Raw genomic sequence first — 24,723 nt, forward strand, 5'->3', positions numbered from 1 at the left:
GCGCGTCCCGCAATCGCGGGCTCCCGTTTCACTCACAACCGGAATCCCCCTATGTCGATCCTGACACCTCGGTCGCCGCGCGCGGCCGGGCTGGTCGTCGCCGTGTTGCTGGGCCTGGCCCCGGCAGCATCGGTGATGGCGCAAGCCGCCCCCTCCTACGACACCCTGCTTGAACGCCTGGACCAGCTGCCCGGTACCCGTGTGGGTACGGCACTGGCCGAGGCCGCCGATGCGCGTGCCGACCAGGCCCGTGCGTTGCCCAATCCTTCCCTCTCCTACTCCGCCGAAAACGCCTGGGGCACCGGCTCCTATGGCGGCATGGGCAAGGCCGATACCGTGCTCACCCTGTCCCAGCCGCTGGAGGTCTGGGGCCAGCGTGGCGCGCGTGTCCGTGCCGCCCGCGCCGAGGCACAGGCCGCCAACCTGCGTGGTGCCCAAAGCCGCAGCGACGTGGCCAGCCAGCTGGCGGTGGTCTACGCACAGGCGGAAAGCGCACTGCGCCGCTACAGCCTGGCCGAAGAAGCACTGACCCTCACCCGCGATGACGCCAACGCCGTCAACGCGATGGTCAAGCAGGGCCGCGAGCCGCAGCTGCGTGCGGTGCAGGCGCAGAGCGAAGTGGCCAACGCCAGTGCTTCACTGGATGAGGCACAGGCCTTCCGCGATGCCGCGCTGGCCCGCCTGGCCGGTGCCGCGCTGCTGGATGCGCCGGTGCAGTCGATTGACGACAGCCTGCTCGACCGGGCCCCGCCGCTGCCGCGTGGCGCCACCGACGTGGCACTGGCGGTGCGCATCGCCGAAGCCGAAGCCGATGCGGCCGGCAAGCTGGTCGACGTGGAGCGCAAGCGCGCCCTGCCCGACCTCAGTGTCACCGCCGCACAGACCCGCTTCCGCGAAGGCGGCGAGCGTGCCTACAACCTCGGGGTCAGCCTCAGCATCCCGCTGTTCGACCGCAACCGCGGGGGCATCCGCGCCGCCAATGCCGACCAGCGCGCGGCCGAGGCCCGCCTGGACCAGCAGCGCCGCGACAGCGAGGCCGCGCGCCTCTCCGCCGTAGCCGGACTGAAAGCCGCCGGAAGCCGGACCCGCGCAGCCGATGAAAGCGTGGTCGCCGCCGAAGAGGCGTATCGCCTGGCCCGCATCGGCTTCGATGCCGGACGCATCTCGCAGCTGGAACTGCGCAGCACGCGCAGCGCCCTCATCGCCGCCCGCGGCACCGCCGTGGATGCGCGCCTGTCGCGCGTCGGCGCCGAAATCGATCTTGCCCGCCTTGAGGGGCGCGCACCTTTTGTGGAGGCCAAATGACTCTCTCCCGTACTTTCCCGCTGATCGGCGGCGTGCTGCTGACCGTCCTGCTTGCCGGCTGCGCCGGCAACGCGCAGACGCCTGCCAATGAAGACCCCGCTGCGGCCAAGGCCGGCACCGACGATGGCCACGGCCATGCCGCCGACAGCAAGGAGGCCAAGGCGGAAACCGCGAAAGCCCCCGCCGACGCCGATGAAGGCGTGGTGCAGCTGACCCAGGAACAGATCAAGGCCTCCGGTATCGAAGTGGTCGCGATCGGTCGCGGTGGCGGTGGCTCGACCCGGCTGTCCGGCAGGGTCGAGCCCACCGTGGGCGCCCGCGCTTCGGTTGCCTCCACGGTGACCGGCCGCGTCGAGCGCGTGCTGGTCGCGCCGGGCACGGCGGTGAAGCAGAACCAGGCACTGGCCATCGTGGTCAGTGGCGAGGCCGCGGTGTTCCGCGCCAATGCGCTGGCCGCCTCGGCCGAAGCAGAAGCCGCGCGCCTGGCCTATGGCCGCGACAAGGCGCTGGTCGACCAGGGCGTGGTCGCCCGCCAGGAAATGGAAACCTCGCGCGCACGTTCGCTGGCGGCACAGGCCCAGGCCGCCGCCGCGCAGGCCCAAGCCGCCGCCAACGGTTCGCCGGACAGCAGCGGTCGCGTGCGCATCACCAGCCCGGTAGCCGGCATCGTCGGCAACGTGCAGGTCACCCCGGGTGGCGTGGTCGCCGCCGGCAGCGCGGTGGCCGACGTCGCCGACCCGACGATGAACGAGCTGGTGTTCACCGCACCGCCGGCGCTGGCCGCGCAGGTCACGCCGGGCATGAAGCTGGAAGTGAGCGTGCCGGGTGGCAGCTTCACCGCCACCGTCACCGGGTCGGCCGCCGATGTCCGCCAGCAGGGCGGCGTCGCGGTGATCCGTGCCACGCCGGTGGATGCCGCGCTGCCGCCCGCCGGTTCGCCGGTATCGGCGGTGGTCGTCACCGAAGGCCAGGATGGCTCGCTCAGCGTGCCCGCCGATGCGGTGCAGAACGTCGATGGCAGCAGTGCGGTGTTCGTCGCCGTCGAAGGCGGCTTCAAGGCGCAGCCGGTGCTGGCTGGCCGTCGTGCTGGTGACCGTATCGAGATCCTCGGTGGGCTGACCGGCAACGAGCGCATCGTCGGTGCCAACGCCTTCCTGCTCAAGGCCGAACTGGCCAAGGGCGAAGCCGAGCACGGCCACTGAGGAGGCGACCATGTTCAAGCTGATCATTGAAACAGCGGTGCGCCACCGCTGGCTGGTGGTGTTCATGGCGGCGCTGATCGCTGCCGTGGGCCTGTTCCAGCTGGGCAAGCTGCCGATCGACGCGGTGCCGGACATCACCAACCGCCAGGTGCAGATCAACACGGTGGCACCGGCACTGACCCCGGAGCAGATCGAGCGGCAGGTGACCTATCCGCTGGAAACCGCGCTGGCCGGCATTCCCGGCCTGACCACCACGCGTTCGCTGTCGCGCAATGGCTTCTCGCAGGTCACCGCGATCTTCACCGATGCGACCGACATCTACTTCGCCCGCCAGCAGGTGGCCGAACGCATGCGCGAGGCATCGGAAGACCTGCCCGATGGCGCGTCGCCGATGCTGTCGCCGGTCACCACCGGCCTCGGCGAGGTGCTGATGTGGACGGTGGACTTCACGGCGTTCGATCCGGCCAAGCTGGCCAAGCCCGGTGAAGCGGGTTGGCAGGCCGGCGAGGTCTACCGCACGCCAGAAGGCAACCTGCTTCGCACGCCGGAAGAACGTGCCACCTACCTGCGCACCGTGCAGGACTGGATCATCGCGCCGCAGATGCGTTCCAGCCCGGGGCTGGCCGGCGTCGATACGGTCGGCGGCTACGTCAAGGAATACGGCGTGCATCCGGACAGTGCCAAGCTGGCCGCGCACGGCCTCGGCCTGGCCGACCTGGTCACTGCCCTGCAGCGTTCCAACGTACAGGCCGGTGCCGGTTTCGTGCAGCGTGCCGGCGAGGGCCTGGTGGTACGTGCTGACGGCCTGGCGCTGACCACCGACGATCTCGCACAGGCCCCGGTAGCCACCCGCAATGGCGTGGTGGTACGCGTGGCCGATGTGGCCGACGTCGACCTGAGCCGCGCACCGCGCCTGGGTGCGGCCAGCCGCAACGGCCATGAAGCCGTGCTGGGTACCGCGCTGATGATCGCCGGCGGCAACAGCCGCACCGTGGCGCAGGCAGCTGCGGCGCGCCTGGAACAGGTGAACAAATCGCTGCCGGCCGACATCGTGGCGGCACCGGTGCTGGACCGCAGCGTGCTGGTCAATTCCACCATCAAGACCGTGGCCAAGAACCTCACCGAGGGCGCGTTGCTGGTGGTGGTGGTGCTGTTCCTGCTGCTGGGCAACCTGCGTGCGGCAACGATCACCGCGCTGGTCATTCCGCTGTCGTTCCTCTTCGCAGTGATCGGCATGAACCGCTTCGGCATCAGCGGCAACCTGATGAGCCTGGGTGCGCTGGACTTCGGCATCCTGGTGGACGGTGCGGTGATCGTGGTCGAGTCGACCCTGCTGATGCTGGGCCAGCGCCGCGCCGAACTGGGCCGTGCGTTGACCGCGATGGAACGCCTGCGCGTGGCCGCCGATTCGGCGATGAAGATGGCGCGCCCTGCGGCCTTCGGCCAGCTGATCATCCTGCTGGTGTTCGCGCCGATCCTTACCCTGGAAGGCGTGGAGGGCAAGACGTTCCACCCGATGGCGGCCACGTTCATGCTGGCCCTGATCGGTGCCTTCATCTTCTCCTTCACCTTCGTGCCGGCGATGGCCGCACTGCTGGTACGCGAGCCGAAGGTGAAGGACGGCGATGCACATGCTGACGATGGCGAGCACGAAACCAAGCTGATCCGCGTGCTGCGTGCGCGCATCGAACCAGTGGTGCGCAAAGCCGTGGCGCATCCGCGCACGGTGCTGGCCGGTGCGGTGATGATGGTGGTGGTGGGTATCGGTTCGTTCTCGCTGCTGGGCCGCGAGTTCATGCCGACGCTGGACGAAGGCAACGTGGCGATGCAGGCCCTGCGCGTGCCGTCGACCTCACTGGAGCAGTCGCTGGCGATGCAGCTGGCACTGGAAAAGGCGATTGCCAAACAGCCGGAAGTGGAAACCGTGTTCTCGCGCACCGGTACCGCAGAGGCGGCGATCGACCCGATGCCGACCAACATCTCCGACAGCGTGATCGTGCTCAAGCCACGCAAGGACTGGCCGGATCCGAAACTGGGCAAGGATGCACTGGTAGCACGCTTCGAAAAGCTGGCCGGGCAGCAGCTGGGCAACAGCTTCGAATTCAGCCAGCCGATCGAGCTGCGCTTCAACGAGCTGATTTCCGGCGTGCGTACCGACCTGGCGGTGATGATCTTCGGCGATGACTTCAGCCAGCTGCAGAAGGTGGCCGACCAGGTGGCGTTGAAGCTGCGTGCGGTGAACGGTGCGGCCGACGTGCGGGTGGAACAGATCTCCGGCCTGCCCACGCTCAATGTGGCCATCGACCACGTGGCGGCGGCGCAGTACGGCCTGACTGCCGCGGACGTGAGTGACGCGCTGTCCACCGGCATCGGTGGTACCGCCGCCGGCAAGATCTTCGAAGGTGATCGCCGCTTCAACGTGGTGGTGCGCCTGGACGATGCCTCGCGCAATGATCCGGACCAGCTGGCCTCGTTGCCGATCGCCACGCCTGCAGGCCTGGTGATTCCGCTGTCGTCGGTCGCGCGCATCACGGTCAGCGAAGGGCCCAACCAAATCAGCCGCAACAACGGCAGCCGCCGCGTGGTGGTGCAGGCCAACGTGCGTGGCCGCGACCTGGGCGGCTTCGTCGGCGAAGCGCAGGCAGCGGTGGCCGACGTGGCACTGCCGCCGGGTGCGTATCTGACCTGGGGCGGCCAGTTCGAGAACCTGCAGCGTGCCGAGAAGCGGCTGGCGACGGTGGTGCCGGTGGTGTTCCTGCTGATCGGCAGCCTGCTGTTCATGGCGCTGCGCAGCGGCAAGGAAGCCATTCTGGTGTTCAGCTGCGTGCCGTTGGCGCTGGTCGGCGGCATTCTCGCGCTGCTGCTGCGTGGCATGCCGTTTTCGGTGTCGGCGGCGGTTGGTTTCATCGCCGTGTCCGGCGTGGCCACCTTGAACGGCCTGGTGCTGATGCAGGCGATCCGCGAGCGCCTGGATGCCGGTGACCTGCCGCTGCAGGCGGCGATCAACGGCGCCTCCAGCCGCATCCGCGCGGTGCTGACCACGGCGCTGGTGGCGATCGTCGGCTTCATTCCGATGGCGATCGCCAGCGGTTCCGGTGCGGAAGTGCAGAAGCCGCTGGCGACAGTGGTGATCGGTGGCCTGATCACCGCCACCGTGCTGACCCTGCTGGTGCTGCCGACCTTTGCAGCGCGGGTGGCCAAGCCAAGGGCGGTGGGCTGAAAGACCACGGGGTCGGATCCTGCGATCCGACCCCGTTTTCCAATCAGGGGTAGTGCCGGCCGCTGGCCGGCAATGTCGAACAATTGCGGTGCATGCGGGTTGCCGGCCAGCGGCCGGCACTACCTTGGAACGGTCAGGCCTTCTTTCGTTCGGCGATGTACGCCTGGATCTGCTGTTCCAGCACCGGCAGAGGCACCGAGCCCTGCTTGAGCAGGGTGTCGTGGAAGCCCTTGATGTCGAACTTGTCGCCCAGCTCCTTCTCGGCCTGCGCACGCAGGCGCACGATGGCGATCTCCCCCAGCTTGTAGCTCAGGGCCTGGCCCGGCCAGGAAATGTAGCGGTCCACTTCGGTGGTCACTTCATGCTCGCTCAGCGCGGTGTGGTCACGCAGGTAGGCCAAGGCCTGCTCGCGGCTCCAGCCCTTGCTGTGCACACCGGTGTCGATCACCAGGCGCGTGGCGCGCCACATTTCGTAGGTCAGGCGGCCGAAGTCCTCATACGGGGTTTCGTAGATGCCCATTTCCACGCCCAGCTTCTCGCAGTACAGCGCCCAGCCTTCGCCGTAGGCGGAGATGTAGGCGTTGCGGCGGAACTCGGGCAGGTTCTTCTGCTCGGCGGCAATGGCACCCTGCAGCGCGTGGCCCGGATCGGATTCATGCAGGGTCAGCGCCGGCAGGTTGTACAGCGGGCGCGACGGCAGGTTGTAGGTGTTGAGCCAGTAGGTGCCCATGCCACCGCGGCCGGCGGTCCAGAACGGCGCGATGTCCGGCGGCACCGGCACGATGGTGAAGCGCGCGCGCGGCAGCGTCATGTACTTGCCGAGCTGACCGTCGGCCCGCTTGGAGATCCATGCGGCGCGCGACAGCAGCTCTTCCGGCGTCTTCGCATAGAACTGCGGATCGGTGCGCAGGAAGGTCAGGAACTCGGCGAAGCTGCCCTTGAACTTCACCTGCTTGATGATGTCGTTCATTTCCTTCTGGATGCGTGCGACTTCATCCAGACCGATGCGGTGGATCTCGTCCGGCGACAGGTCCAGCGTGGTGTATTCGTGGATCTGCTGCTTGTAGTACGCCTTGCCGCCCGGCATCGCTTCGGCGGCCAGCGTGGTACGCGCCTGCGGCACGTACTCGCTGACGAAGAAGGTGCGCAGCTGCTGGAACGCCGGCACTACCTTGCCACTGATCGCTTCCCGCGCCTGCGCCTGCAGCCTGGCCTGTTCGGCGGCCGGGATGCTGTTGGGCAGCTTCTTGAACGGCGCGTACAGCGGCGACTCAGTGGGATCCATCAGCTCGGCGACGGTGGCGATGGACACTTCGCGGCCATCGAGCACCGCGCGCGGCACGCTGAAACCTCGCTTCAGGCCGGCGCGCATGTTTTCGGTCTGCTGGCCGAAGTAACGCGGTACATCGTTCAGGCGTGCGATGTAGCTCTGGTAGTCCTGCACGGTCTTCATCTCGCGCCGGGCCATGAAGGACAGGTTGGACCAGAACGAGGAGTCGGCGTTGAACGGCATCTCGTAGCCACGCAGGCGCACTTCTTCGGCCAGGTTGAACACCTGATCGCGGTAGATCGCGTAGTTGATCTGGTTGTCGGGCGACAGGGTCTTCGGGTCGATCTTCTTCAGCGCAGCGAGGGTTTCATCCCATACCTTCAGGCGCGCCTGCTGCGCGGCCGGGCCGACGTCGGGCATGCGGGTGGCGTTGGCTGGCGCGTCCTCGTCCTCGCTGGCCTCGCCGCCGCCCTCCTGGCGCCACTTCCATTCCTTCTCGTACAGCGCGCGGAAGGCGGCATCGGCGGGCGATTCGGTAGCCACGCTGGCCGGCGCGGCGGCGGCGGGCGGTGCGGCCAGGGCTACGGCGGGGGTGGACAGGGCGATCAGCAGGGCAACGGCAAGACGGGTTTTCACGAGCACAGGTTCCCGGGAAGGCAGACCCCGATGATGGCACCGCCCACGGCCCGTGGCATGGGACGAAGGTCCTGCCTGGGCCGTGCCGGGTAGCTGCCGACCTTGGTCGGCGCTGGCTTTCCCCGTGTGCCAACCAAGGTTGGCAGCTACCCGGCACGGCCGCCGGACATGCAACAGAGCCACGCCATGCGTGGATGCGCCGGCGATCCGGTCGGGGTCAGAGCCCTTTCCTGCGGAAAGGGCTCTGACCCCGCAGCCTCAGTGACTGGCCTTGTCCCGCTTCCAGCCCCGGTGCTTGATGTCCAGCTGCAGGCTGTACAGCGCGGTGAACGCCGGGAACAGGTTCTGCAGCACGCCCACCGAGTCCTGCTTGGCCGAGAACAGGAAGTAGCTCAGCGTCATCAGGCTGCCGACCACGCTCATGTACCAGAACAGGCGTGGGATCACCGGCTTGCCCGCACGCTTGGAGGCGATGAACTGGACCAGCCAGCGGCCCCCGAACATCAGCGCGCCGGTATAGCCGATCAGCTTCCAGCCGGTCACATGCAGGCCGGTCCAGTACAACCAGGTCAGCGGCTGGTCGAGCCAGTGCAGCTCCAGATCCATCAACGCTCCTCCACCGCGGTGCGCTTGCTGCGGGTGATCAGCCAGGCCACGCCACGCAGGTCACGGATGCCGACCAGGGCGCGGCCGAGGTTGTTGTACTTGGAGACACCGGCGGTACGGTGGCGGTGGTTGACCGGCACGCTGGTGGTCTTCCAGCCGGCGCGCTGCATCAGCGCCGGCAGGTAGCGGTGCATGTGGTCGAAATACGGCAGGTCGAGGAACGCGCTGCGCTCGAACAGCTTGATGCCGCAGCCGGTATCGGGCGTATCGTCGCGCAGCATGCGTGCACGGATGGCGTTGGCCCACTTGCTGGCCCAGCGCTTGCTGCCACTGTCCTGGCGGTTGACGCGCCAGCCGGCGAACAGCTTCACCTGTGCCTCGGCGGCATCGCGCGCCGCCAGCAGCTTGGGAATGTCGGCCGGATCATTCTGCCCGTCGCCATCCAGGGTCGCGATCCACGGCGCACGTGCGTGCTTGACGCCGGTGCGCACGGCGGTGCTCTGCCCGCTCTGATTCACATGGTGCAGCACCCGCAGTTCCGGGGTGGTCGCCTTCAGGCCCTGCAGCACCGCCAGGGTGTCATCGCGCGAGTGGTCGTCGATGTAGACGATCTCGAACGGAAGCCGTCCACGCAGTGCGGCGGTGATTTCGGCAACCAGCGGGGCGACATTGTCGCGTTCGTTGAACACCGGGACGACAACGGAAAGCTCGGGTTGGCTCATAAGGCACTCGGCCAAAGGGGGACAAAGACCGCGCATTCTCCGAAGCCGAGGTTATCCGAAGATGAATCCGGCTGTGTGAGGATCCCTCCTCAGGCGCGGTCGCCAAAATACTCGCGGCACCACTGCACGACGGGGGGCAACCCTGCTTCGATCGGGGTCACCGCGTCGAAGCCGAATGCGTCATGGGCGCGCCGGGTATCGGCCATCGTGCGCACCATGTCGCCCGGCTGCATCGGCTTGTAGACCTTCTGCGCGGGGCGACCGGCGGCCTGCTCGATCACGCTGATGAAGCGCTCCAGCTCGACCGGCGTATGGTTGCCGAGGTTGAACACCCGGTGCGGTACCGGACCATCGGCCGGATGCGCGAGCGCGCCGAGAATACCGGACACGATGTCGGAGACATGTGTGAAGTCGCGCTGCATGCGGCCTTCGTTGAACACGTCGATCGGCCGCCCGGCCAGCACCGCGCGCGAGAACAGCAACGGTGCCATGTCCGGCCGGCCCCACGGGCCATACACCGTGAAGAAGCGCAGGCCGGTGGCATGCAGGCCGTACAGCTGCGCGTAGGTGTAGGCCATCAGCTCATTGGCCGCCTTGGTGGCCGCATACAGCGAGCGCGGCTGGTCCACGCGCTGGTCCTCGGAGAACGGCGGCGTGGCCGAATCACCGTAGACCGAGCTGCTCGACGCATACACCAGGTGCTGCACGCCACGGTGGCGGCACAGCTCGAGCATGTTGACGAAGCCGATCAGATTGCTGTCGACGTAGGCCTGCGGATTCTCCAGCGAATAGCGCACGCCGGCCTGTGCAGCCAGATGGATCACCGCGGTCGGCTTCACCTCGTCGAACAGCGCAGCCAGGCCCTGTTGGTCGGTCAGGTCCAGGGTGCGCAGGTCCAGCGTCGGGCACAGCGCGGCCACGCGGTCGCGCTTGATCTGCGGGTCGTAGTAGTCGTTGAAGTTGTCCAGGCCGACCACCGGCTGGCCCGCCTCCAGCAGCGCGCGGGCGGTGTAGGCACCGATGAAGCCGGCAGCGCCGGTAAGCAGGATGGTCATGGCAGGGGCCCGGAAGCAGAAATTCAGGCCCCTGATGTTACCGGTCTCAGAACAAACCGAAACGCTTCCTGGCGACGTTGACCCGGCCCGGCTCGATCACATCGTTGATCTGCTTCGCATCGAAGCGGTCGAGCAGGGCGTCGGCGCCCTTCTTCAGCTTCAGGTCCATCTCTTCCGGATACAGCGGAACCAGGCTCATGAAGCTGATGGTCCTGCCATCCTCCAGCTCCAGCGTGGCGAAGTCCTCCGGAGCAGTCACCGGCATCAGCACGATGGCACCGTCGAAGCCTGCTCCGGGCGCATAAGGCTCGCTGGGATGGCCGTTGGGAATGGTGTGGCCGAAGCCCAGCCAGGTGTCGTACTCATGCGGCAACCGCGCCATGCCCTTCAGCAGGCGCACCGGCCAGTAATTGCGCTCGTCCTCGAAGGCGTCCTGGGACATCGGCCAGTCGGCCGGCAGGGTCACCATCAGCTCCATGTAGCGCGGCACATCCGCGTCCACGTCGGCGGGCACGGTCATCGGCAGGTCGCTCATGCCGGAGGTGACCAGGCGCAGGTACGGGCAGTGGTCATTGGCCGGCACCACGTGCACATCAATGTGCACCAGGTCGGAAATGAGTTCGTGCAGGACCGTGGCGATCGGTCCGAGATGGCGCTCGATATGGCCGCTGATCGCTTCGATGTGCTGCTCTTCGCCGATGGCGAGCACAAAGTCCTTTTCGCGCCGGTGCCTCAGTATCTGGGTACCGTCCGGGCTGACGTCCTCGTACTCGTATTCGTTGCTCATGTCCTGCTCCCTGGATGAGGCCACGGGCCGGAAGGCAGTACATCCCACGGCGCGCGCGGCGGTACGTTCCCTGTCATTCGCGGGACACGGCAGGAACAGGCCGCATCCCCTGGCGCTGCGCCGGGCTCAGCCCTGGCGCGTACGCAGTTTTTCCAGCACGCCGTCCAAGGTATCCAGGTCGGTGTAATGGATGATCAGCTTGCCCTTGCCGCCCCGGCCGTGGCTGATCGCCACCTTGGCACCCAGCGCTTCGGACAGTTCGGTTTCCAGCGAGGCGATGTCGGCCTGCTGCACTTTCGGTGTGGCGACCGGGCGGTTGCTCGGCACCTTGCCGGCGGCGAAGGCCTGCGCACGGCGCTCGACCTCGCGCACCGACCAGCCTTCATCGGCCGCTTCCTGCGCCAGCTTGCCGGCCAGCTCGGGGGCAAGGGTCAGCAGCGCACGGGCATGGCCCATTTCCAGGCGGCGGGTTTCCAGCAGCAGGCGGATTGCCACCGGCAGCTCCAGCAGGCGCAGCAGGTTGGACACCGCCGCACGCGAGCGGCCGACGGCCTCGGCAGCCTCGGCATGGGTCAGGGTGAATTCGCTGATCAGGCGCTGCAGCGCTTCGGCTTCTTCCAGCGGGTTGAGGTCTTCGCGCTGGATGTTCTCGATCAGCGCCATCGCGATGACGGTGCGGTCTTCCAGCTCGCGCACCACCACCGGCACTTCGTCCAGGCCGGCCAGCTGCGAGGCGCGCCAGCGGCGTTCACCGGCGACGATCTCGTAGTTGCCCGCCGGCAGCTGGCGCACCAGGATCGGCTGGATCACGCCCTGCGACTTGATCGAATCAGCCAGCTCGGAGAGCTTGCCCTCGTCCATCTCGCGGCGCGGCTGGTACTTGCCCGGCTGCAGCTGGCCGACGGCCAGCTTGCGCAGCACCTCACCCGGCAGCGGCTCGATCACCGCAGTGGCGGCCTGCACCTGGCTGACCGCCCCCTTGGGACCGAGCAGGGCATCCAGGCCACGGCCGAGGCCTCGCTTCTTGGCTGCCGGCTTGCTGCTGGTCATCAGACGGTCTCCACGGCCTTGGCGGCCTTGTTGCGTTCGTTGTTGCGGCGGATGATCTCGCCGGCCAGGCCCAGGTAGGCCACGCCACCGCGCGAGGCGCGGTCGTAGCCGACGATGCTCTGGCCATGGCTGGGCGCCTCGGCCAGGCGCACGTTGCGCGGCACGATGGTGCGGAACACGCGGTCGCCGAAGTGCTCGGTGAGCTCGGCCGAGACCGCGTTGGCCAGGTTGTTGCGCACGTCGAACATGGTGCGCAGCACGCCTTCGATCTCCAGCGCCGGGTTGAGGTTGGCACGCAGCGCTTCGATGGTTTCCACCAGCGCGCTCAGGCCTTCCAGTGCGTAGTACTCGCACTGCATCGGTACGATCACCGAATCGGCGGCGGCCAGCGCGTTGAGCGTCAGCAGCGACAGCGCTGGCGGGCAGTCGATCAGGATGTAGTCGTACTCGTCGCGGATCGGTGCCAGCGCGCGCTTCAGGCGCTGCTCGCGCTCGCTCTGCGCCATCAGCTGGATCTCGGCCGCGGTCAGGTCGATGTTGCCCGGCAGCAGGTCGTAGCCTTCGGCCGTCTGCACGCGCACATCGGCGGCGCTGGACTCGCCCAGCAGCAGATCGTAGGTGGAGGAGACCAGCTCGCGCTTGTCCACGCCACTGCCCATGGTCGCGTTGCCCTGCGAATCCAGGTCGACCAACAGCACGCGCTTGGGTGCGTTGGCCAGGGAAGCGGCCAGGTTGACGGCGGTCGTGGTCTTGCCGACGCCACCCTTCTGGTTGGCGATGGCGATGATGCGGGCCATGCGGGTGTGCCTCGTCGACGTGTGCTGGGACCGGTCATTATGCGTACAACCGGGCCCTTGCGGAAATCGTGGATCGCCAACCTCTTGTTCCACAAGGGGCTGGCGACGGGAATCAGGGACCTGTAACAGTGACCAGGTGGCGTTCGCCGGCCAGGCCGGGCACGCTCAGCGGGGTCACCTCGCGCACCTGCCAGCCAACCGGCAGCTCCGCGATCTCTTCATGCGGGTAGACGCCCTTCATGGCCAACAGCACGCCGCCGGGGCGCAACAGATGGCCACCGACGCGGACGATGCCGGCCAGGGTGTCCATCGCACGCGCGGTCAGCTGGTCGTAGTGGCCAGCTTCGTCCAGCGCCTCGGCGCGCGATTCGGCCACGCGGGCATTGCCCAGACCGAGCTGGCGCACGGCCTCGCGCATGAAGCGCGCCTTCTTGCCGTTGCTCTCCACCAGGGTGACCTGCAGGCCCGGGCAGGCGATCGCCAGCGGGATGCCGGGCAAGCCGGGACCGGTGCCGAGGTCGGCCAGGCTGCCATCGGCCACGAACGGCTGCATCGCCAGTGAATCGAGCAGGTGGCGGGTGACCATCTCCTGCGGATCGCGGATGGCGGTGAGGTTGTAGGTGCCGTTCCAGCGGTGCAGCAGGGCCAGGTAACGCAGCAGCGGCGGCGCCAGCGCGGCGTCCAGGCCCATGCTGGCCAGGCCCTGTTCCAGCGTGGCAGCCACGCTGGCGGGAAGTGGGTGTTCGCTCATGCCGCCATTATCGCCGGTTTTGCGCGCTGATTCCCCGCTTCAGTGCGGATACCAGGCCAGAGCAGCGCGGAATTGCCCGGTGGCCTGCCATTCGTGCAGGTGCCAGCGCGCGGCCTCGCCCAGTTCCGGGTCACACCAGCGCAGGTGCAGGGCGCCATCGGCCCCCGGGGCCAACTGCAGGCGGTGCAGGCCGAACGAGATGCCCTGCCCGTGCGCCTTCAGGATGGCCTCCTTGACGCACCACACGCGGAAGAACCAGTGCTCGCGCCCGGCCTCGTCCAGGCTTTCCAGCCAGGCCACTTCCTCGGGGTGGAAGAAGCGCTGCACGATTTCCAGAAGACGCGGCCGCGGGCGCAGCAGTTCCAGGTCGACGCCCAACCGCACGCCCTCGCCCAGCGCCACCAGCAGCACCTCGCCGCTGTGGCTCCAGCCGGTGCCGTAGTGGGCCAACGCGCCGCTCAGCTCCGGCCGGCCCTTGTCATCGCGGACCAGCGGCAGCGTGTCCGGGTCGGCGCCCAGCGCCTGCGCCAGCACCTGCCGCGCCTGCGGTTCGCCGCGGTGGCCCGGCACGTGCGGGCGCCGCCAGACCGTCACCGGACCGAAGCGCCACGGGCCGTCGAGGGTGGCTGGCAGGCTCATCCGCACGCGCCCATCACGCAATTCCACGACGGGTTCACGGCCGTGCGCGTCAACTGGTCACAGTTCCCCACCGGAGGTTCGATCATGGGCATCATCATCTGGCTGATCGTCGGCGGCATCGTAGGCTGGCTGGCCAGCATCATCATGAAGCGCGATGCCCAGCAGGGCATCATCCTCAACATCGTGGTCGGCATCGTCGGCGCGCTGATTTCCGGCTGGCTGTTCGGCGGCGGCATCAACGAAGCGATCACCATCCGCACCTTCCTGTTCTCGCTGATCGGTGCGGTGATCCTGCTGGCAATCGTCAACCTGTTCACCCGCAAGAGCATACGGTGATCTGAGGGTAGTGCCGGCCGCTGGCCGGCAGACGTTTCAGAACGGGCCCGGCAATCGTCGGGCCCCGTTCGTTCAACCCAACTGCACCCACGCCGGCGCATGGTCGCTCGGGCGCTCCCAGGTACGCGGCTCACGGTCGATGCCCGAGGCCACCGCACTGCCCTTCAGCGCGTCGGAAACCAGGGTCAGGTCGATGCGCAGGCCCAGGTTGCGGCGGAAGCCCGCGGCACGGTAATCCCACCAGCTGAACACACCGGCCTCGTCGTTGTGCAGGCGGAAGCCATCGTGCAGGCCCAGCTGCAGCAGCTTGTTGAGTGCGCCGCGCTCGGAGGTGGAGGTCAGGATGTGGTTTTCGTTCCACACCTCCGGGTCGTGCACATCGCGCGCGTCCGGGGCGATGTTGAAGTCGCCCATCACGATCAGCTTCGGGTGCCGCTGCAGTTCTTCGGCGATCCACGCATGCACCGCCTCCAACCAGCGCAGTTTGTAGTCGTACTTGTCGGTGCCGATGTCCTGGCCGTTGACCACGTACAGGTTGATCACCCGCAGGTCGCCGAAGGTACCGGCGATGACGCGCTTCTGCTCGTCCTCGAAGCCGGGAATACCGATCTGCACGTCCTGCGCCGGCTCACGCGACAGCAGCGCCACGCCGTTGTAGGTCTTCTGGCCGGCGAACACGCTGCGGTAGCCCGCGGCGATCAGCGCCGAATCGGGGAACTTGTGGTCCTCCAGCTTGGTTTCCTGGATACCGACGATGTCCGGGCCGAACTCCTTGAGCCACTGCTCCAGGTGCGGCAGGCGGACATTGAGCGAATTGACGTTCCACGAGGCGATCTTCATGGGGGCCATTCTACCCGGGTGGGCCTTGATGGGCGCCCCTATACCCCGGTAGACGCCAACCTTGGTTGGCGCCAGCAATCACCGTGTGCCAACCAAGGTTGGCAACTACCGGAACCCGATCACCGCAAGAGGAACTTCAACAACCTGGCAATCTTCGAATACGGCGGCCGCAGCCGGTCGCTGGCTGCCCAGCGCGACTGCCACAGCACCGGCAGCCGCTTGCTCATCGCATCAAACCCGGCCCGGCCGTGGTACGCGCCCATGCCGCTGGCCCCCACCCCGCCAAACGGCAGGCCATCGGCAGCGAAGTGCAGCAGCGTGTCATTCACCGTCACCCCACCGGCCACCACCTGGCCGAGGATGCGCTCCACCGTCGCCGCGTCATGGCTGAAGGGATACAGCGCCAGCGGCCGGTCGCGCGACAGCACGTCGGCCAGCGCCGCATCCAGATCCGGGTACGCCCGCACCGGCAGGATCGGCCCGAAGATCTCCTCGCGCATCAGGTCCAGGTCGTCCGGCGGGTCCAGCACCACAGTGGGCACCAGCAGCCGCTCACGATCAGCGCGCGCATCGTCCACCTGAGCCAGCGGAATCACCGGCACACCGCGTTCGCGCGCCTGCGCCAGATAACCCTGCAGGCGCCGGTACTGGCCTTCGTTGATGATGCGCGTGTAGTCGTCGGCGCTGCTGAAATCGCCGTAGCGCTCGCGCACCTGCTGCTGCAGCGCCTGCACGAACTCGCGCTGGCGCGCGGTGTCGATCAGCACGTAATCCGGCGCGATGCAGGTCTGCCCGGCGTTGAACCACTTGCCGGTGGCCAGCCGCGCTGCGGCTTTGTCCAGCGGGAAATCGCGGCAGACGATGGCCGGCGACTTGCCGCCCAGTTCCAGCGTGACCGGCACCAGATGCTCGGCGGCGGCGGCCATCACCTTGCGGCCAACGGCCGTCGAGCCGGTGAACAGCAGATGGTCCAGCGGCAGCGACGACACCGCCGCGGCCACATCCGCCCCACCCTGCACCACCGCCACGCGATCGGGCGGGAACACGCTGGCCAGCAGATCAGCCAGGAACGCGCTGGTGCGCGGCGTGTGCTCGGAGGGTTTCAGCAGCACATGGTTGCCCGCGGCAATGGCCGTTGCCAGCGGTACCAGTGCCAGCGTGACCGGGTAGTTCCAGGGCGAGATCACCCCGACCACGCCCAGAGGCGTCGGCCGCAGCTGCGCGCGCGCCGGCCACAATCGCCAACCGGCGCCCACCCGCTGCGGCTTCGACCAGCGGCGCAGGTGGCGGCGCAGGTGGTCGATGGCCGACAGCACGCTCATGCCATCGGCCAGCTTCGATTCGACGTGGGCGCGATGGCCGAAGTCCTCGGCGATGGCCTGGGCCATTTCGTCCAGGCGCGGCTTCAACGCCTCGCGCAGGCGGCGCAGGTCGGCTTCGCGCTGGTCGAGCGAAGGGCGCTGCGACTGCCAGGCGCTGCGCAGGGTGTGCAGGATGGCGGGGAGCTCGGTCGGCGTGGTGATGGTCATGGGCCGACTATACGGCGTGCTGTGCAACGCAATGGTAGTGCCGGCCGCTGGCCGGCAGCCCCATGGATCTCCGGCAGACATCGTGCATTTGCCGGCCAGCGGCCGGCACTACCAAAAAGAGGGCCGCGGTCTGCACCGCGGCCCCGGAACCCGGTGGGTGCCGACCGTTGGTCGGCACGCCGGTTACTTGGTGATATCCACGTCCTTGGTCTCGCGCAGGAACAAGCCGCCGATCACCACCGACATCAGCGCGATGATGATCGGGTACCACAGGCCGTAGTACAGGTTGCCGGTACCGGCCACCAGCGCGAACGAGATCGCCGGCAGGAAGCCACCGAACCAGCCGTTGCCGATGTGGTACGGCAGCGACATCGAGGTGTAGCGGATGCGGGTCGGGAACAGTTCGACCAGGTAGGCGGCGATCGGGCCGTAGACCATGGTCACGTACAGCACCAGCAGCCACAGCATGAAGATCGTGCCGGCGATGTTGATGCGTGCGCCATCGGCCTTGGCCGGGTAGCCGGCGGTGGTCAGGGCGGTCTTCAGTTCCGCACCGAACGCATCGGCCTTGGCCTTGCCGTCTTCCTTGGTCAGGCCGGCGGCCTCATACGAGGTGACGCTGGCGCTGCCCACGTTCACCATCGCCAGCGAACCGGCGGCGGCGGGCTGCACGTCGTACGGCACACCGGCCTTGGTCAGCGCGGCGGTAGCCACGTCGCAGGAGCTGGTGAACTTGCGCAGGCCGACCGGATCGAACTGGAACGAGCAGGTGGCCGGATCGGCCACGACCAAGGCCGGCGAGCTGCTGCGGGCTTCTTCGATGGCCGGGTTGGCGAAGTGGGTCAGGCCCTTGAAGATCGGGATGTAGGTGACGGCGGCCAGCAGGCAGCCCGCGAGGATGATCTTCTTGCGGCCGATACGGTCGGACAGCCAGCCGAAGAAGATGAAGAACGGCACGCCCAGTGCCAGCGCGGCCGCGATCAGCAGGTAGGAGGTGGTGGCATCGACCTTCAGCATGCTGCTGAGGAAGAACAGCGCGTAGAACTGACCGCCGTACCAGACCACCGCCTGGCCAGCCGCAGCGCCGAGCAGGACCAGCAGCATCAGCTTCAGGTTGCCGCCCTTCAGGCTGTCACGGAACGGGGTCTTGGAACCCTTGCCCTCGGACTTCATCTGCTGGAACAGCGGCGATTCGCTCAGCTGCAGGCGGATCCACACGGACACGCCCAGCAGCAGGATCGAGACCAGGAACGGAATACGCCAGCCCCAGGCTTCGAAGGCTTCGTTGCCGAGGAAGTAGCGGCAGGCCAGGATGATCAGCAGCGACATGAACAGGCCGAGCGTGGCGGTGCACTGGATGAAGCTGGTGTACAGGCCGCGCTTGTCGTCCGGCGCATGCTCGGCCACGTAGGTGGCGGCACCGCCGTACTCGCCGCCCATCGCCAGGCCCTGGGCCAGGCGCAGGATGATCAGGATCACCGGTGCGGCGAAACCGATCGAGGCGTAGTTGGGCAACACACCGACCAGGAAGGTCGAGATGCCCATGATCAGGATGGTGACCAGGAAGGTGTACTTGCGGCCGATGCGGTCGCCGAGGCTGCCAAAGAAGGCCGCACCGAACGGACGCACGAAGAAGCCGGCAGCGAACGCCAGCAGGGCGAAGATCATGCCCGTGGTTTCATTGACGCCACTGAAGAACTGCTTGGCGATGATGGCGGCGAGTGAGCCGTACAGGAAGAAGTCATACCACTCGAAGACCGTACCGAGGCTCGAGGCGAAGATGACCTTCTTGTGGCCCTTGGTCAGGGTGCCCGCCGCATTGTGCGGGCTGGATGCAGTGCTGGACATGGGACGTTTTCCCTCTGTAGATGCCGACCTGGGTCGGTGGGTGCCGACCGTTGGTCGGCACACAATTCGGTAGGTGCCGGCCGCTGGCCGGCACGCTCTTAGAAGCTGTACTTCGTGGTGAACTGCAACCGGGTGATGTCACCCTTGTTGCCGTTCTCCACTTCGCGACGGCCGTACATCAGCTCGGCGCCGATATCGACCTTGGGCAGCGGCGAATAGAAGATGTTGCCGCGGATGCTCTGCACGCTCTTGGTCACCAGCGGGCCGAGGATGCTGTCGTTGTCGTAGTCGCTGCGCGCGTAGATCAGGTTGGTGCGCAGCTTCGGCGAGAACGCATGCCGCCAGCCCACGTAGCCGGCCAGCACGCCGGTCGGGTTGAGCTCGTCGCGGGCCACGTCGTAGGCACTATCGGCGGTGATGCCCAGGCCGATGTAGCGGGCGATGCCTTCGCCGCCGGTCAGCTGGTAGTGCAGCGAATCGCTGTCGCCCATCACCCACTTGCCGCCCAGGGTCAGGCCGCCGGCCACCTTGTCGGCCTTGGCGCCGGTGGCCTGGTTGTCGACCTTCAGCTGGCGGATGATGCCGCCGACACCGAAGGTGCCCCAGTCGCCCTTCCAGCCATAGCGCATGGTCAGATCAGGCAGGCTGCCACGATCGGAGTTGGCGCTGGCGTTGGTCCAGGCGCCGGTGACCGGGTTGCGGGTACCGGTGAGGGTGGTGGTTTCCGGGTTTTCCAGCGCGACGCTGAAGCCACCCTGGGTGTAGCGCACCTGGGCCTGGCGCACGAAGATCACGCCGTCGGTGGGACCGACGAAGTCGACCGCTTCCGGCAGTGCGGCCGCGTCCATGAAGTTGGACCAGGTCTGGCCGGCCATCCAGTTGTTCCAGTACATGTAGGCGTGGCGCAGGGTCACACCGTAGGTATTGGTCGCGGTCTGGTTGCCCAGCGAGTTGCCGAAGAAGTCCATCTCGAAGAACGCACCGGCCTTGTTGCCCGATTCGCTCACGTTGTCGATGCCCAGGTTGAAGCGCGAGAACTTGGCGTGGGCGTTGAAATCGGTACCCGAACGCTTGCCGCTGCCGCCGGCGCCTTCCACCGGGGTCTGGCCCGGCAGGTACAGCGAGCGGCCGGTGGCGTCGTCGGCCAGCTGGCCATCGCTGGTCTGGGTGGCGAGGAAATCGGCCTTGATGAAGCCGCCGATCTTGACCGTGGTACCCGGTGCGGCGCCCGGGGTGATGGTGGTGACCTGGATCGGCTGCTTGCCGGCCGGCACCGAGGCGACCGGCTTCTGCTCGGCCTGCACCGTGCGGACTTCGGTCACCGCCTGCTGGGTCTGGCTGATCTGGGTCTGTTGTTGTTGCTGCGAAGACAGCAGCAGCTGGACCTGGCGTTCCAGTTCGGCAACGCGTGCTTCCAGCGCTTTCTCTTTGGCGGTCTCAGCGAACGCCATGCCCGGTGCGACCAGGGCGACCAACAGGCAGGCCGCCAAAGGTTTGCGCACGGCTTTCAACGTACGGTGGCTCATGTTGCCCTCTCTCCCAAGTGGCAAGGTGATGCCGCGCGTGGGGCACGGTCGAGCCGAGACTGCGGGGCGATTATGTATAGCGGCTATTCGCCATTGGTCGAACCCGGCCCTGCTGGGCGCTCACTTTCGACCATGGTCTAACCAGAGTGGTGACGCGGCCGGGGGTGGATGGGGCAAACTGAAGGGGATCGGTCGCTGCGATGCTGCGACCGCACATACAAAGTCAACGTGCAAGTGAGGGTGCCATGGCTGATATCTACCCCGTCGATCCGCAGTTCGCCGCCAAGGCACGCATCGACAAGACGTCGTACGAACAGCAGTACCAGGCTTCGGTGACCGACCCGGATGGTTTCTGGGGCAAGGCCGCCGAGCGCCTGGAGTGGATGCGCAAGCCGACGAAGATCAAGAACGTCAGCTACGACCTGTCCGATTTCCACATCAAGTGGTTCGAAGATGGCGAGCTCAATGCCAGCGTGAACTGCCTGGACCGCCAGCTGGAGAAGCGTGGCGACAAGACCGCCCTGCTGTTCGAGCCGGATGGCCCGGATGCACCGGCCCAGCACGTGACCTACCGCGAGCTGTACGAGCGCACCTGCCGCCTCGGCAATGCGCTGCGCAACCTCGGGGTCAAGAAGGGCGACCGGGTCACCATCTACCTGCCGATGATCGTCGACGCCGCCGTGGCCATGCTGGCCTGTGCGCGCATCGGTGCGATCCACTCGGTAGTGTTCGGTGGCTTCGCACCGAACTCGATCGCCGACCGCGTCAGCGACTGCCAGAGCAAGCTGATCATCACCGCCGACGAGGGCCTGCGCGGTGGCCGCAGGATTCCGCTGAAGGCCAACGTCGATGCTGCGCTGAAGCTGCCCGGCACCAATACCGTGGAAACCGTGCTGGTGGTGCGTCACACCGGCGGCGCGGTCGACATGCAGGCGCCGCGCGACCGCTGGTTCCACGATGTGGTGGACAGCCAGCCGGCCACCTGCGAGCCGGAACGCATGAACGCGGAAGACCCGCTGTTCATCCTCTACACCTCCGGTTCCACCGGCAAGCCGAAGGGCGTGCTGCACACCACCGGCGGCTACCTGCTGTACGCGGCGTACACCCATGAAGCGGTGTTCGACCTGCGCGAGGACGACATCTACTGGTGCACCGCCGACGTCGGCTGGGTCACCGGCCACAGCTACATCGTGTACGGCCCGCTGGCCAACGGCGCGACCTCGCTGATGTTCGAAGGCGTGCCGAACTACCCCGACACCTCGCGCTTCTGGAACGTCATCGACAAGCACAAGGTGAGCATCTTCTACACCGCCCCGACCGCCATCCGCGCACTGATGCGCGAAGGCGAAGAGCCGGTGAAGAAGACCTCGCGCGCGTCGCTGCGCCTGCTCGGCAGCGTCGGCGAGCCGATCAATCCGGAAGCCTGGCGCTGGTACTACGAAGTGGTCGGCGACAGCCGCTGCCCGATCGTCGATACCTGGTGGCAGACCGAAACCGGCGGCATCCTGATCTCGCCGCTGGCCGGCGCGATGGACCTCAAGCCGGGCTCGGCCACCCTGCCCTTCTTCGGCGTGCAGCCGGCGCTGGTCAATGCCGATGGCGAGATCCAGGACGGCCCGACCGAGGGCAACCTGATCATCCGTGATTCCTGGCCGGGCCAGATGCGCACGGTGTACGGCGACCACCAGCGTTTCATCGATACCTATTTCCGCACCTACCCGGGCAGCTACTTCACCGGCGACGGTTGCCGCCGCGACGAAGATGGCTACTACTGGATCACCGGCCGCGTGGACGATGTGATCAACGTGTCCGGCCACCGCATCGGCACCGCCGAAGTGGAAAGCGCGCTGGTCTCGCACCCGAAGGTGGCCGAAGCGGCCGTGGTCGGCTTCCCGCACGACGTGAAGGGCCAGGGCATCTACGCCTACGTCACCCTGGTGGCCGAAGAGGCGCCGAGCGACGAGCTGCAGAAGGAACTGGTCGCCTGGGTACGCAAGGAGATCGGCCCGATCGCCACGCCGGACCACCTGCAGTGGGCGCCGGGCCTGCCGAAGACCCGCTCGGGCAAGATCATGCGCCGCATCCTGCGCAAGATCGCCGAGAACGCACCGGACCAGCTTGGCGACACCTCGACCCTGGCCGATCCGTCGGTGGTGGCGTCGCTGGTGGACGAGCGCAAGGTGCGCTGATGGCGTGACCGCAGGCGCAGGACGCGCCAGGGACGTGGCCGGGAGGAGGGACCCGGCCGTGTCCGACCCGTCCTGCACCTGCCATCACGTCGCTCTTTTTCCTGATCGATAAGCTCGACCCATGACCACCCTCCTGATTGCCGATGACCACCCGCTGTTCCGCGAAGCCCTGCGTGGGGCGGTACAGCGGGTCATCCCCGGCGTGCAGCTGTTCGAAGCCGACAGCGTGGAAGCGCTGTACGCGCTGGCCGACCAGCACAACGACGCCGACCTGGTCCTGATGGATCTCAACATGCCCGGTGCGCAGGGTTTCAACGCGCTGGTGCACATGCGCTCGCTGCATCCGCAGCTGCCGGTGGTGGTGGTGTCCGCGCGCGAAGAAGCCACGGTGATGCGCCGCGCGCTCGACCATGGCGCGCTGGGCTTCATTCCGAAGTCTGCGGATTCGGACACCATCGGCCACGCACTGGGCACCATCCTCGATGGCGAGACCTGGGCGCCGCCGGAAGCGCACAACGTGCCGCCCACCGGCAGCGAGGAACGCGAAGTCGGCCAGCGCCTGCGCGAGCTGACCCCGCAGCAGTTCCGCGTTCTGCAGATGCTCGGCGCCGGCCGCTTGAACAAGCAGATCGCCTACGACCTCAACGTGTCCGAAGCGACGATCAAGGCCCACGTCACCGCCATCCTGCGCAAGCTGGGCGTGACCAACCGCACCCAGGCCGTGCTGATGGCCGGCAAGCTGGCGATCGACGACGACGCCATCGTGCTGCCGCCGGAAGAAGACTGAAGGTAGTGCCGGCCGCTGGCCGGCATTGGCCTGAAGCCGCCTGAAATCGCTTCGGTAGGTGCCAGGCTTGCTTGGCACTTTTGCCCAGCCCCGCCGATGACGCAATCAGCTCTGGCGGGATGATGGATTCGGTCTCAAGCTGGAAGTTCCAACTTCCCGCCCGGAACGATGGACACCTGGACACTGATCGATACCGACGGCTTGAAGATTGGTGTAGTCCAGTGCTTCCGATATGAATCCTGGCGCGTGAGTGGCAGGTTCATGCCTGATCTCGGCTATTCAAGGTACCAGCGGCTCTTCGCCGATCTTGAATATGCAGCCAATGAGCAGTTGTTCACCCATGTCGACGATCTCGAGAGAAGCATCGCTGCATTGCGCATTCGTGCAGTGGGGCCCAGCGGGGAGGACGATCCGCAGCGGGTTGCGAATCTGCAGATCATGGGTGACTGGTGTCAGTTCCAGATCAGTTCAATGACCCGCCCAGCCGATGAGCAACCTCTCACCCTGCCCTCAACAGAATCGAAAGTATCCGCACGTTGATCGCTTTCGTTCGCGAAGGCTGTCCGGATGGTCCCAGGCCTCCAGGCATGGCACAGCACCATCAGGCACTGCTCCGGTAGGTGCCAAGCTTGCTTGGCACGCTTTTGATGGTGCACCTGCCGGCCAGCGGCCGGCACTACCAGGCACCGCTGCGCTCTCGATATAGCCATCGCTATACAAACCAGCCCTGCCTGCGCGTTTCGCTGGAAATGCGCCGCGCGTGAATCGCGATGCTAAGCTGCGCGTCCCCTTGGGGAGTAGCCGGATTCCTACGCAGGAATCGTCCACGTCAACATACTCGGCCAGTGCGCCGTGGCGTGGACAACCATGATGGTTGGCGAGACCAGCGGCCCGCGCGCGCAACGTCAGGTTGGGCGCGAGCGCAGGCCGTGCGTCCGTCCTAGCCCGACCTCAGCCGCCGCCCATGTCCCCCATTTCGATCCTCCTGATCGGCTTTGCCATGTCCACCGATGCCTTCGCCGCGGCGATCGGCAAGGGTGCGGCCATGCGCAAGCCGGTGTTCCGCGACGCACTGCGTGCCGGCATCATCTTCGGCGTCATCGAGGCGATCACGCCCATCATCGGCTGGCTGCTCGGCCGCGCCGCCCTGCAGTACGTCGAAGCCTTCGACCACTGGATCGCCTTCGGCCTGCTCGGCGCGCTGGGCATCCACATGATCTACAACGGCCTGCGCCCGGACAGTGCCGACGAAGACGAAGACCCCTCGCAGCACCACGGGTTCTGGAAGCTGGCGCTGACCGGATTCGCCACCAGCATCGACGCGATGGCGGTGGGCATCGGCCTGGCTTTCATGGACGTGCATATCGGCGTGATGGCAGCGGTCATCGGCCTGTGCACGCTGACCATGGTCACTGTCGGCATCATGCTCGGCCGCGTGCTGGGCAGCATGGTCGGCAAGCGTGCCGAGATCATCGGCGGCGTGATCCTGGTGATCATCGGCGCGACGATCCTGTACGAACACCTGCACGGCCTGGGGTAACTTGCCGGAGGCGAGCGATTGCGTGGTTGCCGGCCAGCGGCCGGCACTACCAGTGCATCACATCCACGCATGGCGTGGATCTACCGCC

Annotated in this window: 22 protein-coding genes and 1 riboswitch; of the genes, 9 read left to right on the top strand and 13 right to left on the bottom strand. The window is 67.0% G+C overall.

Translation table 11 applies throughout. The features are described from left to right. The first annotated feature begins 51 nt into the window (after positions 1-51). From ACZK2R_RS23065 to ACZK2R_RS23075, 3 genes are read left to right on the top strand one after another with little or no spacing between them, the layout of a single operon-like run. Positions 52-1,305, top strand: a complete 1,254-nt coding sequence (locus ACZK2R_RS23065) for a TolC family protein (RefSeq protein WP_180837854.1) — start codon at positions 52-54, stop codon at positions 1,303-1,305. Next, positions 1,302-2,507, top strand: coding sequence for an efflux RND transporter periplasmic adaptor subunit (locus ACZK2R_RS23070; protein WP_049399168.1), 1,206 nt, complete (start codon positions 1,302-1,304; stop codon positions 2,505-2,507). Before ACZK2R_RS23065 ends, ACZK2R_RS23070 begins: the two co-directional genes overlap by 4 nt. A 10-nt stretch (positions 2,508-2,517) precedes the next feature. Next, positions 2,518-5,727 carry an efflux RND transporter permease subunit gene (locus tag ACZK2R_RS23075; RefSeq protein ID WP_164080024.1) on the top strand — a complete coding sequence of 1,070 codons (3,210 nt, stop codon included), beginning with the start codon at positions 2,518-2,520 and terminating at the stop codon, positions 5,725-5,727. A 133-nt stretch (positions 5,728-5,860) separates the two neighbouring features. On the opposite strand, the gene ACZK2R_RS23080 is transcribed toward ACZK2R_RS23075, so the two are convergent. From ACZK2R_RS23080 to ACZK2R_RS23120, 9 genes are all read right to left on the bottom strand, one after another. After that, positions 5,861-7,633 (bottom strand): DUF885 domain-containing protein, encoded by a 1,773-nt coding sequence (locus tag ACZK2R_RS23080; RefSeq protein WP_125893313.1) that lies wholly within the window; start codon positions 7,631-7,633, stop codon positions 5,861-5,863. A 258-nt stretch (positions 7,634-7,891) separates the two neighbouring features. After that, positions 7,892-8,239 (bottom strand): lipid-A-disaccharide synthase N-terminal domain-containing protein, encoded by a 348-nt coding sequence (locus tag ACZK2R_RS23085; RefSeq protein WP_005414908.1) that lies wholly within the window; start codon positions 8,237-8,239, stop codon positions 7,892-7,894. Next, entirely contained in the window at positions 8,239-8,961 is a 723-nt protein-coding gene (locus ACZK2R_RS23090) for a glycosyltransferase family 2 protein (RefSeq protein ID WP_005420380.1), read from the bottom strand. The genes ACZK2R_RS23085 and ACZK2R_RS23090 overlap by 1 nt, the downstream gene beginning before the upstream one ends. 89 nt (positions 8,962-9,050) lie before the next feature. Further along, positions 9,051-10,016, bottom strand: coding sequence for an NAD-dependent epimerase/dehydratase family protein (locus ACZK2R_RS23095; RefSeq protein ID WP_049399164.1), 966 nt, complete (start codon positions 10,014-10,016; stop codon positions 9,051-9,053). Between the two features lie 46 nt (positions 10,017-10,062). Further along, positions 10,063-10,803, bottom strand: a complete 741-nt coding sequence (locus tag ACZK2R_RS23100) for a suppressor of fused domain protein (RefSeq protein ID WP_032128474.1) — start codon at positions 10,801-10,803, stop codon at positions 10,063-10,065. A gap of 126 nt (positions 10,804-10,929) precedes the next feature. Then, positions 10,930-11,853, bottom strand: coding sequence for a ParB/RepB/Spo0J family partition protein (locus ACZK2R_RS23105; RefSeq protein WP_478487682.1), 924 nt, complete (start codon positions 11,851-11,853; stop codon positions 10,930-10,932). Further along, a complete protein-coding gene (locus tag ACZK2R_RS23110) occupies positions 11,853-12,650 on the bottom strand; it encodes a ParA family protein (RefSeq protein ID WP_032128472.1) in 798 nt (265 codons plus the stop codon). Before ACZK2R_RS23110 ends, ACZK2R_RS23105 begins: the two co-directional genes overlap by 1 nt. A 112-nt stretch (positions 12,651-12,762) precedes the next feature. Then, positions 12,763-13,401 carry a 16S rRNA (guanine(527)-N(7))-methyltransferase RsmG gene (gene rsmG, locus ACZK2R_RS23115; RefSeq protein WP_121504108.1) on the bottom strand — a complete coding sequence of 213 codons (639 nt, stop codon included), beginning with the start codon at positions 13,399-13,401 and terminating at the stop codon, positions 12,763-12,765. Between the two features lie 39 nt (positions 13,402-13,440). Next, positions 13,441-14,040, bottom strand: a complete 600-nt coding sequence (locus ACZK2R_RS23120) for a 4'-phosphopantetheinyl transferase family protein (protein ID WP_049399162.1) — start codon at positions 14,038-14,040, stop codon at positions 13,441-13,443. Positions 14,041-14,124: 84 nt separating this feature from the next. Here ACZK2R_RS23120 and ACZK2R_RS23125 point away from each other — a divergent pair, with 84 nt between their 5' ends. Beyond that, positions 14,125-14,376: a GlsB/YeaQ/YmgE family stress response membrane protein gene (locus ACZK2R_RS23125; RefSeq protein WP_005411656.1), complete on the top strand. Its 252-nt coding sequence runs from the start codon at positions 14,125-14,127 to the stop codon at positions 14,374-14,376. 72 nt (positions 14,377-14,448) lie between these two features. Here the strand turns inward: ACZK2R_RS23125 and xth are convergent, their stop codons facing one another. The 4 genes from xth to ACZK2R_RS23145 all read right to left on the bottom strand — a co-directional run bounded on the left by xth (position 14,449) and on the right by ACZK2R_RS23145 (position 20,119). Continuing rightward, a complete protein-coding gene (xth, locus tag ACZK2R_RS23130) occupies positions 14,449-15,216 on the bottom strand; it encodes an exodeoxyribonuclease III (RefSeq protein WP_180837853.1) in 768 nt (255 codons plus the stop codon). 119 nt (positions 15,217-15,335) lie between these two features. Next, the gene (locus tag ACZK2R_RS23135) at positions 15,336-16,745 is read right to left on the bottom strand and encodes a coniferyl aldehyde dehydrogenase (protein WP_180837852.1); all 1,410 of its coding nucleotides are present in this window, start codon (positions 16,743-16,745) and stop codon (positions 15,336-15,338) included. Between the two features lie 183 nt (positions 16,746-16,928). Then, a complete protein-coding gene (locus ACZK2R_RS23140) occupies positions 16,929-18,593 on the bottom strand; it encodes an MFS transporter (protein ID WP_049399160.1) in 1,665 nt (554 codons plus the stop codon). Positions 18,594-18,691: 98 nt separating this feature from the next. Next, positions 18,692-20,119 carry a DcaP family trimeric outer membrane transporter gene (locus tag ACZK2R_RS23145; protein WP_125893305.1) on the bottom strand — a complete coding sequence of 476 codons (1,428 nt, stop codon included), beginning with the start codon at positions 20,117-20,119 and terminating at the stop codon, positions 18,692-18,694. A 245-nt stretch (positions 20,120-20,364) separates the two neighbouring features. On the opposite strand from ACZK2R_RS23145, the gene acs reads away from it, so the two are divergent. From acs to ACZK2R_RS23170, 5 genes are all read left to right on the top strand, one after another. Then, positions 20,365-22,308, top strand: a complete 1,944-nt coding sequence (acs, locus tag ACZK2R_RS23150; RefSeq protein ID WP_049462254.1) for an acetate--CoA ligase — start codon at positions 20,365-20,367, stop codon at positions 22,306-22,308. A gap of 121 nt (positions 22,309-22,429) precedes the next feature. After that, on the top strand, positions 22,430-23,095 hold the full coding sequence (locus tag ACZK2R_RS23155) for a response regulator transcription factor (protein WP_005420420.1): 666 nt from the start codon (positions 22,430-22,432) through the stop codon (positions 23,093-23,095). Positions 23,096-23,263: 168 nt separating this feature from the next. Continuing rightward, on the top strand, positions 23,264-23,635 hold the full coding sequence (locus tag ACZK2R_RS23160; RefSeq protein WP_125893301.1) for a hypothetical protein: 372 nt from the start codon (positions 23,264-23,266) through the stop codon (positions 23,633-23,635). A gap of 89 nt (positions 23,636-23,724) precedes the next feature. Next, a complete protein-coding gene (locus tag ACZK2R_RS23165) occupies positions 23,725-23,859 on the top strand; it encodes a hypothetical protein (protein WP_260467281.1) in 135 nt (44 codons plus the stop codon). A gap of 22 nt (positions 23,860-23,881) precedes the next feature. Next, positions 23,882-23,971, top strand: a riboswitch (yybP-ykoY riboswitch). 88 nt (positions 23,972-24,059) lie between these two features. Then, positions 24,060-24,635, top strand: a complete 576-nt coding sequence (locus ACZK2R_RS23170; protein WP_032128462.1) for a manganese efflux pump MntP — start codon at positions 24,060-24,062, stop codon at positions 24,633-24,635. Positions 24,636-24,723: the final 88 nt, after the last annotated feature.

The organism is Stenotrophomonas sp. 96582_Sma (genome assembly GCF_056480905.1).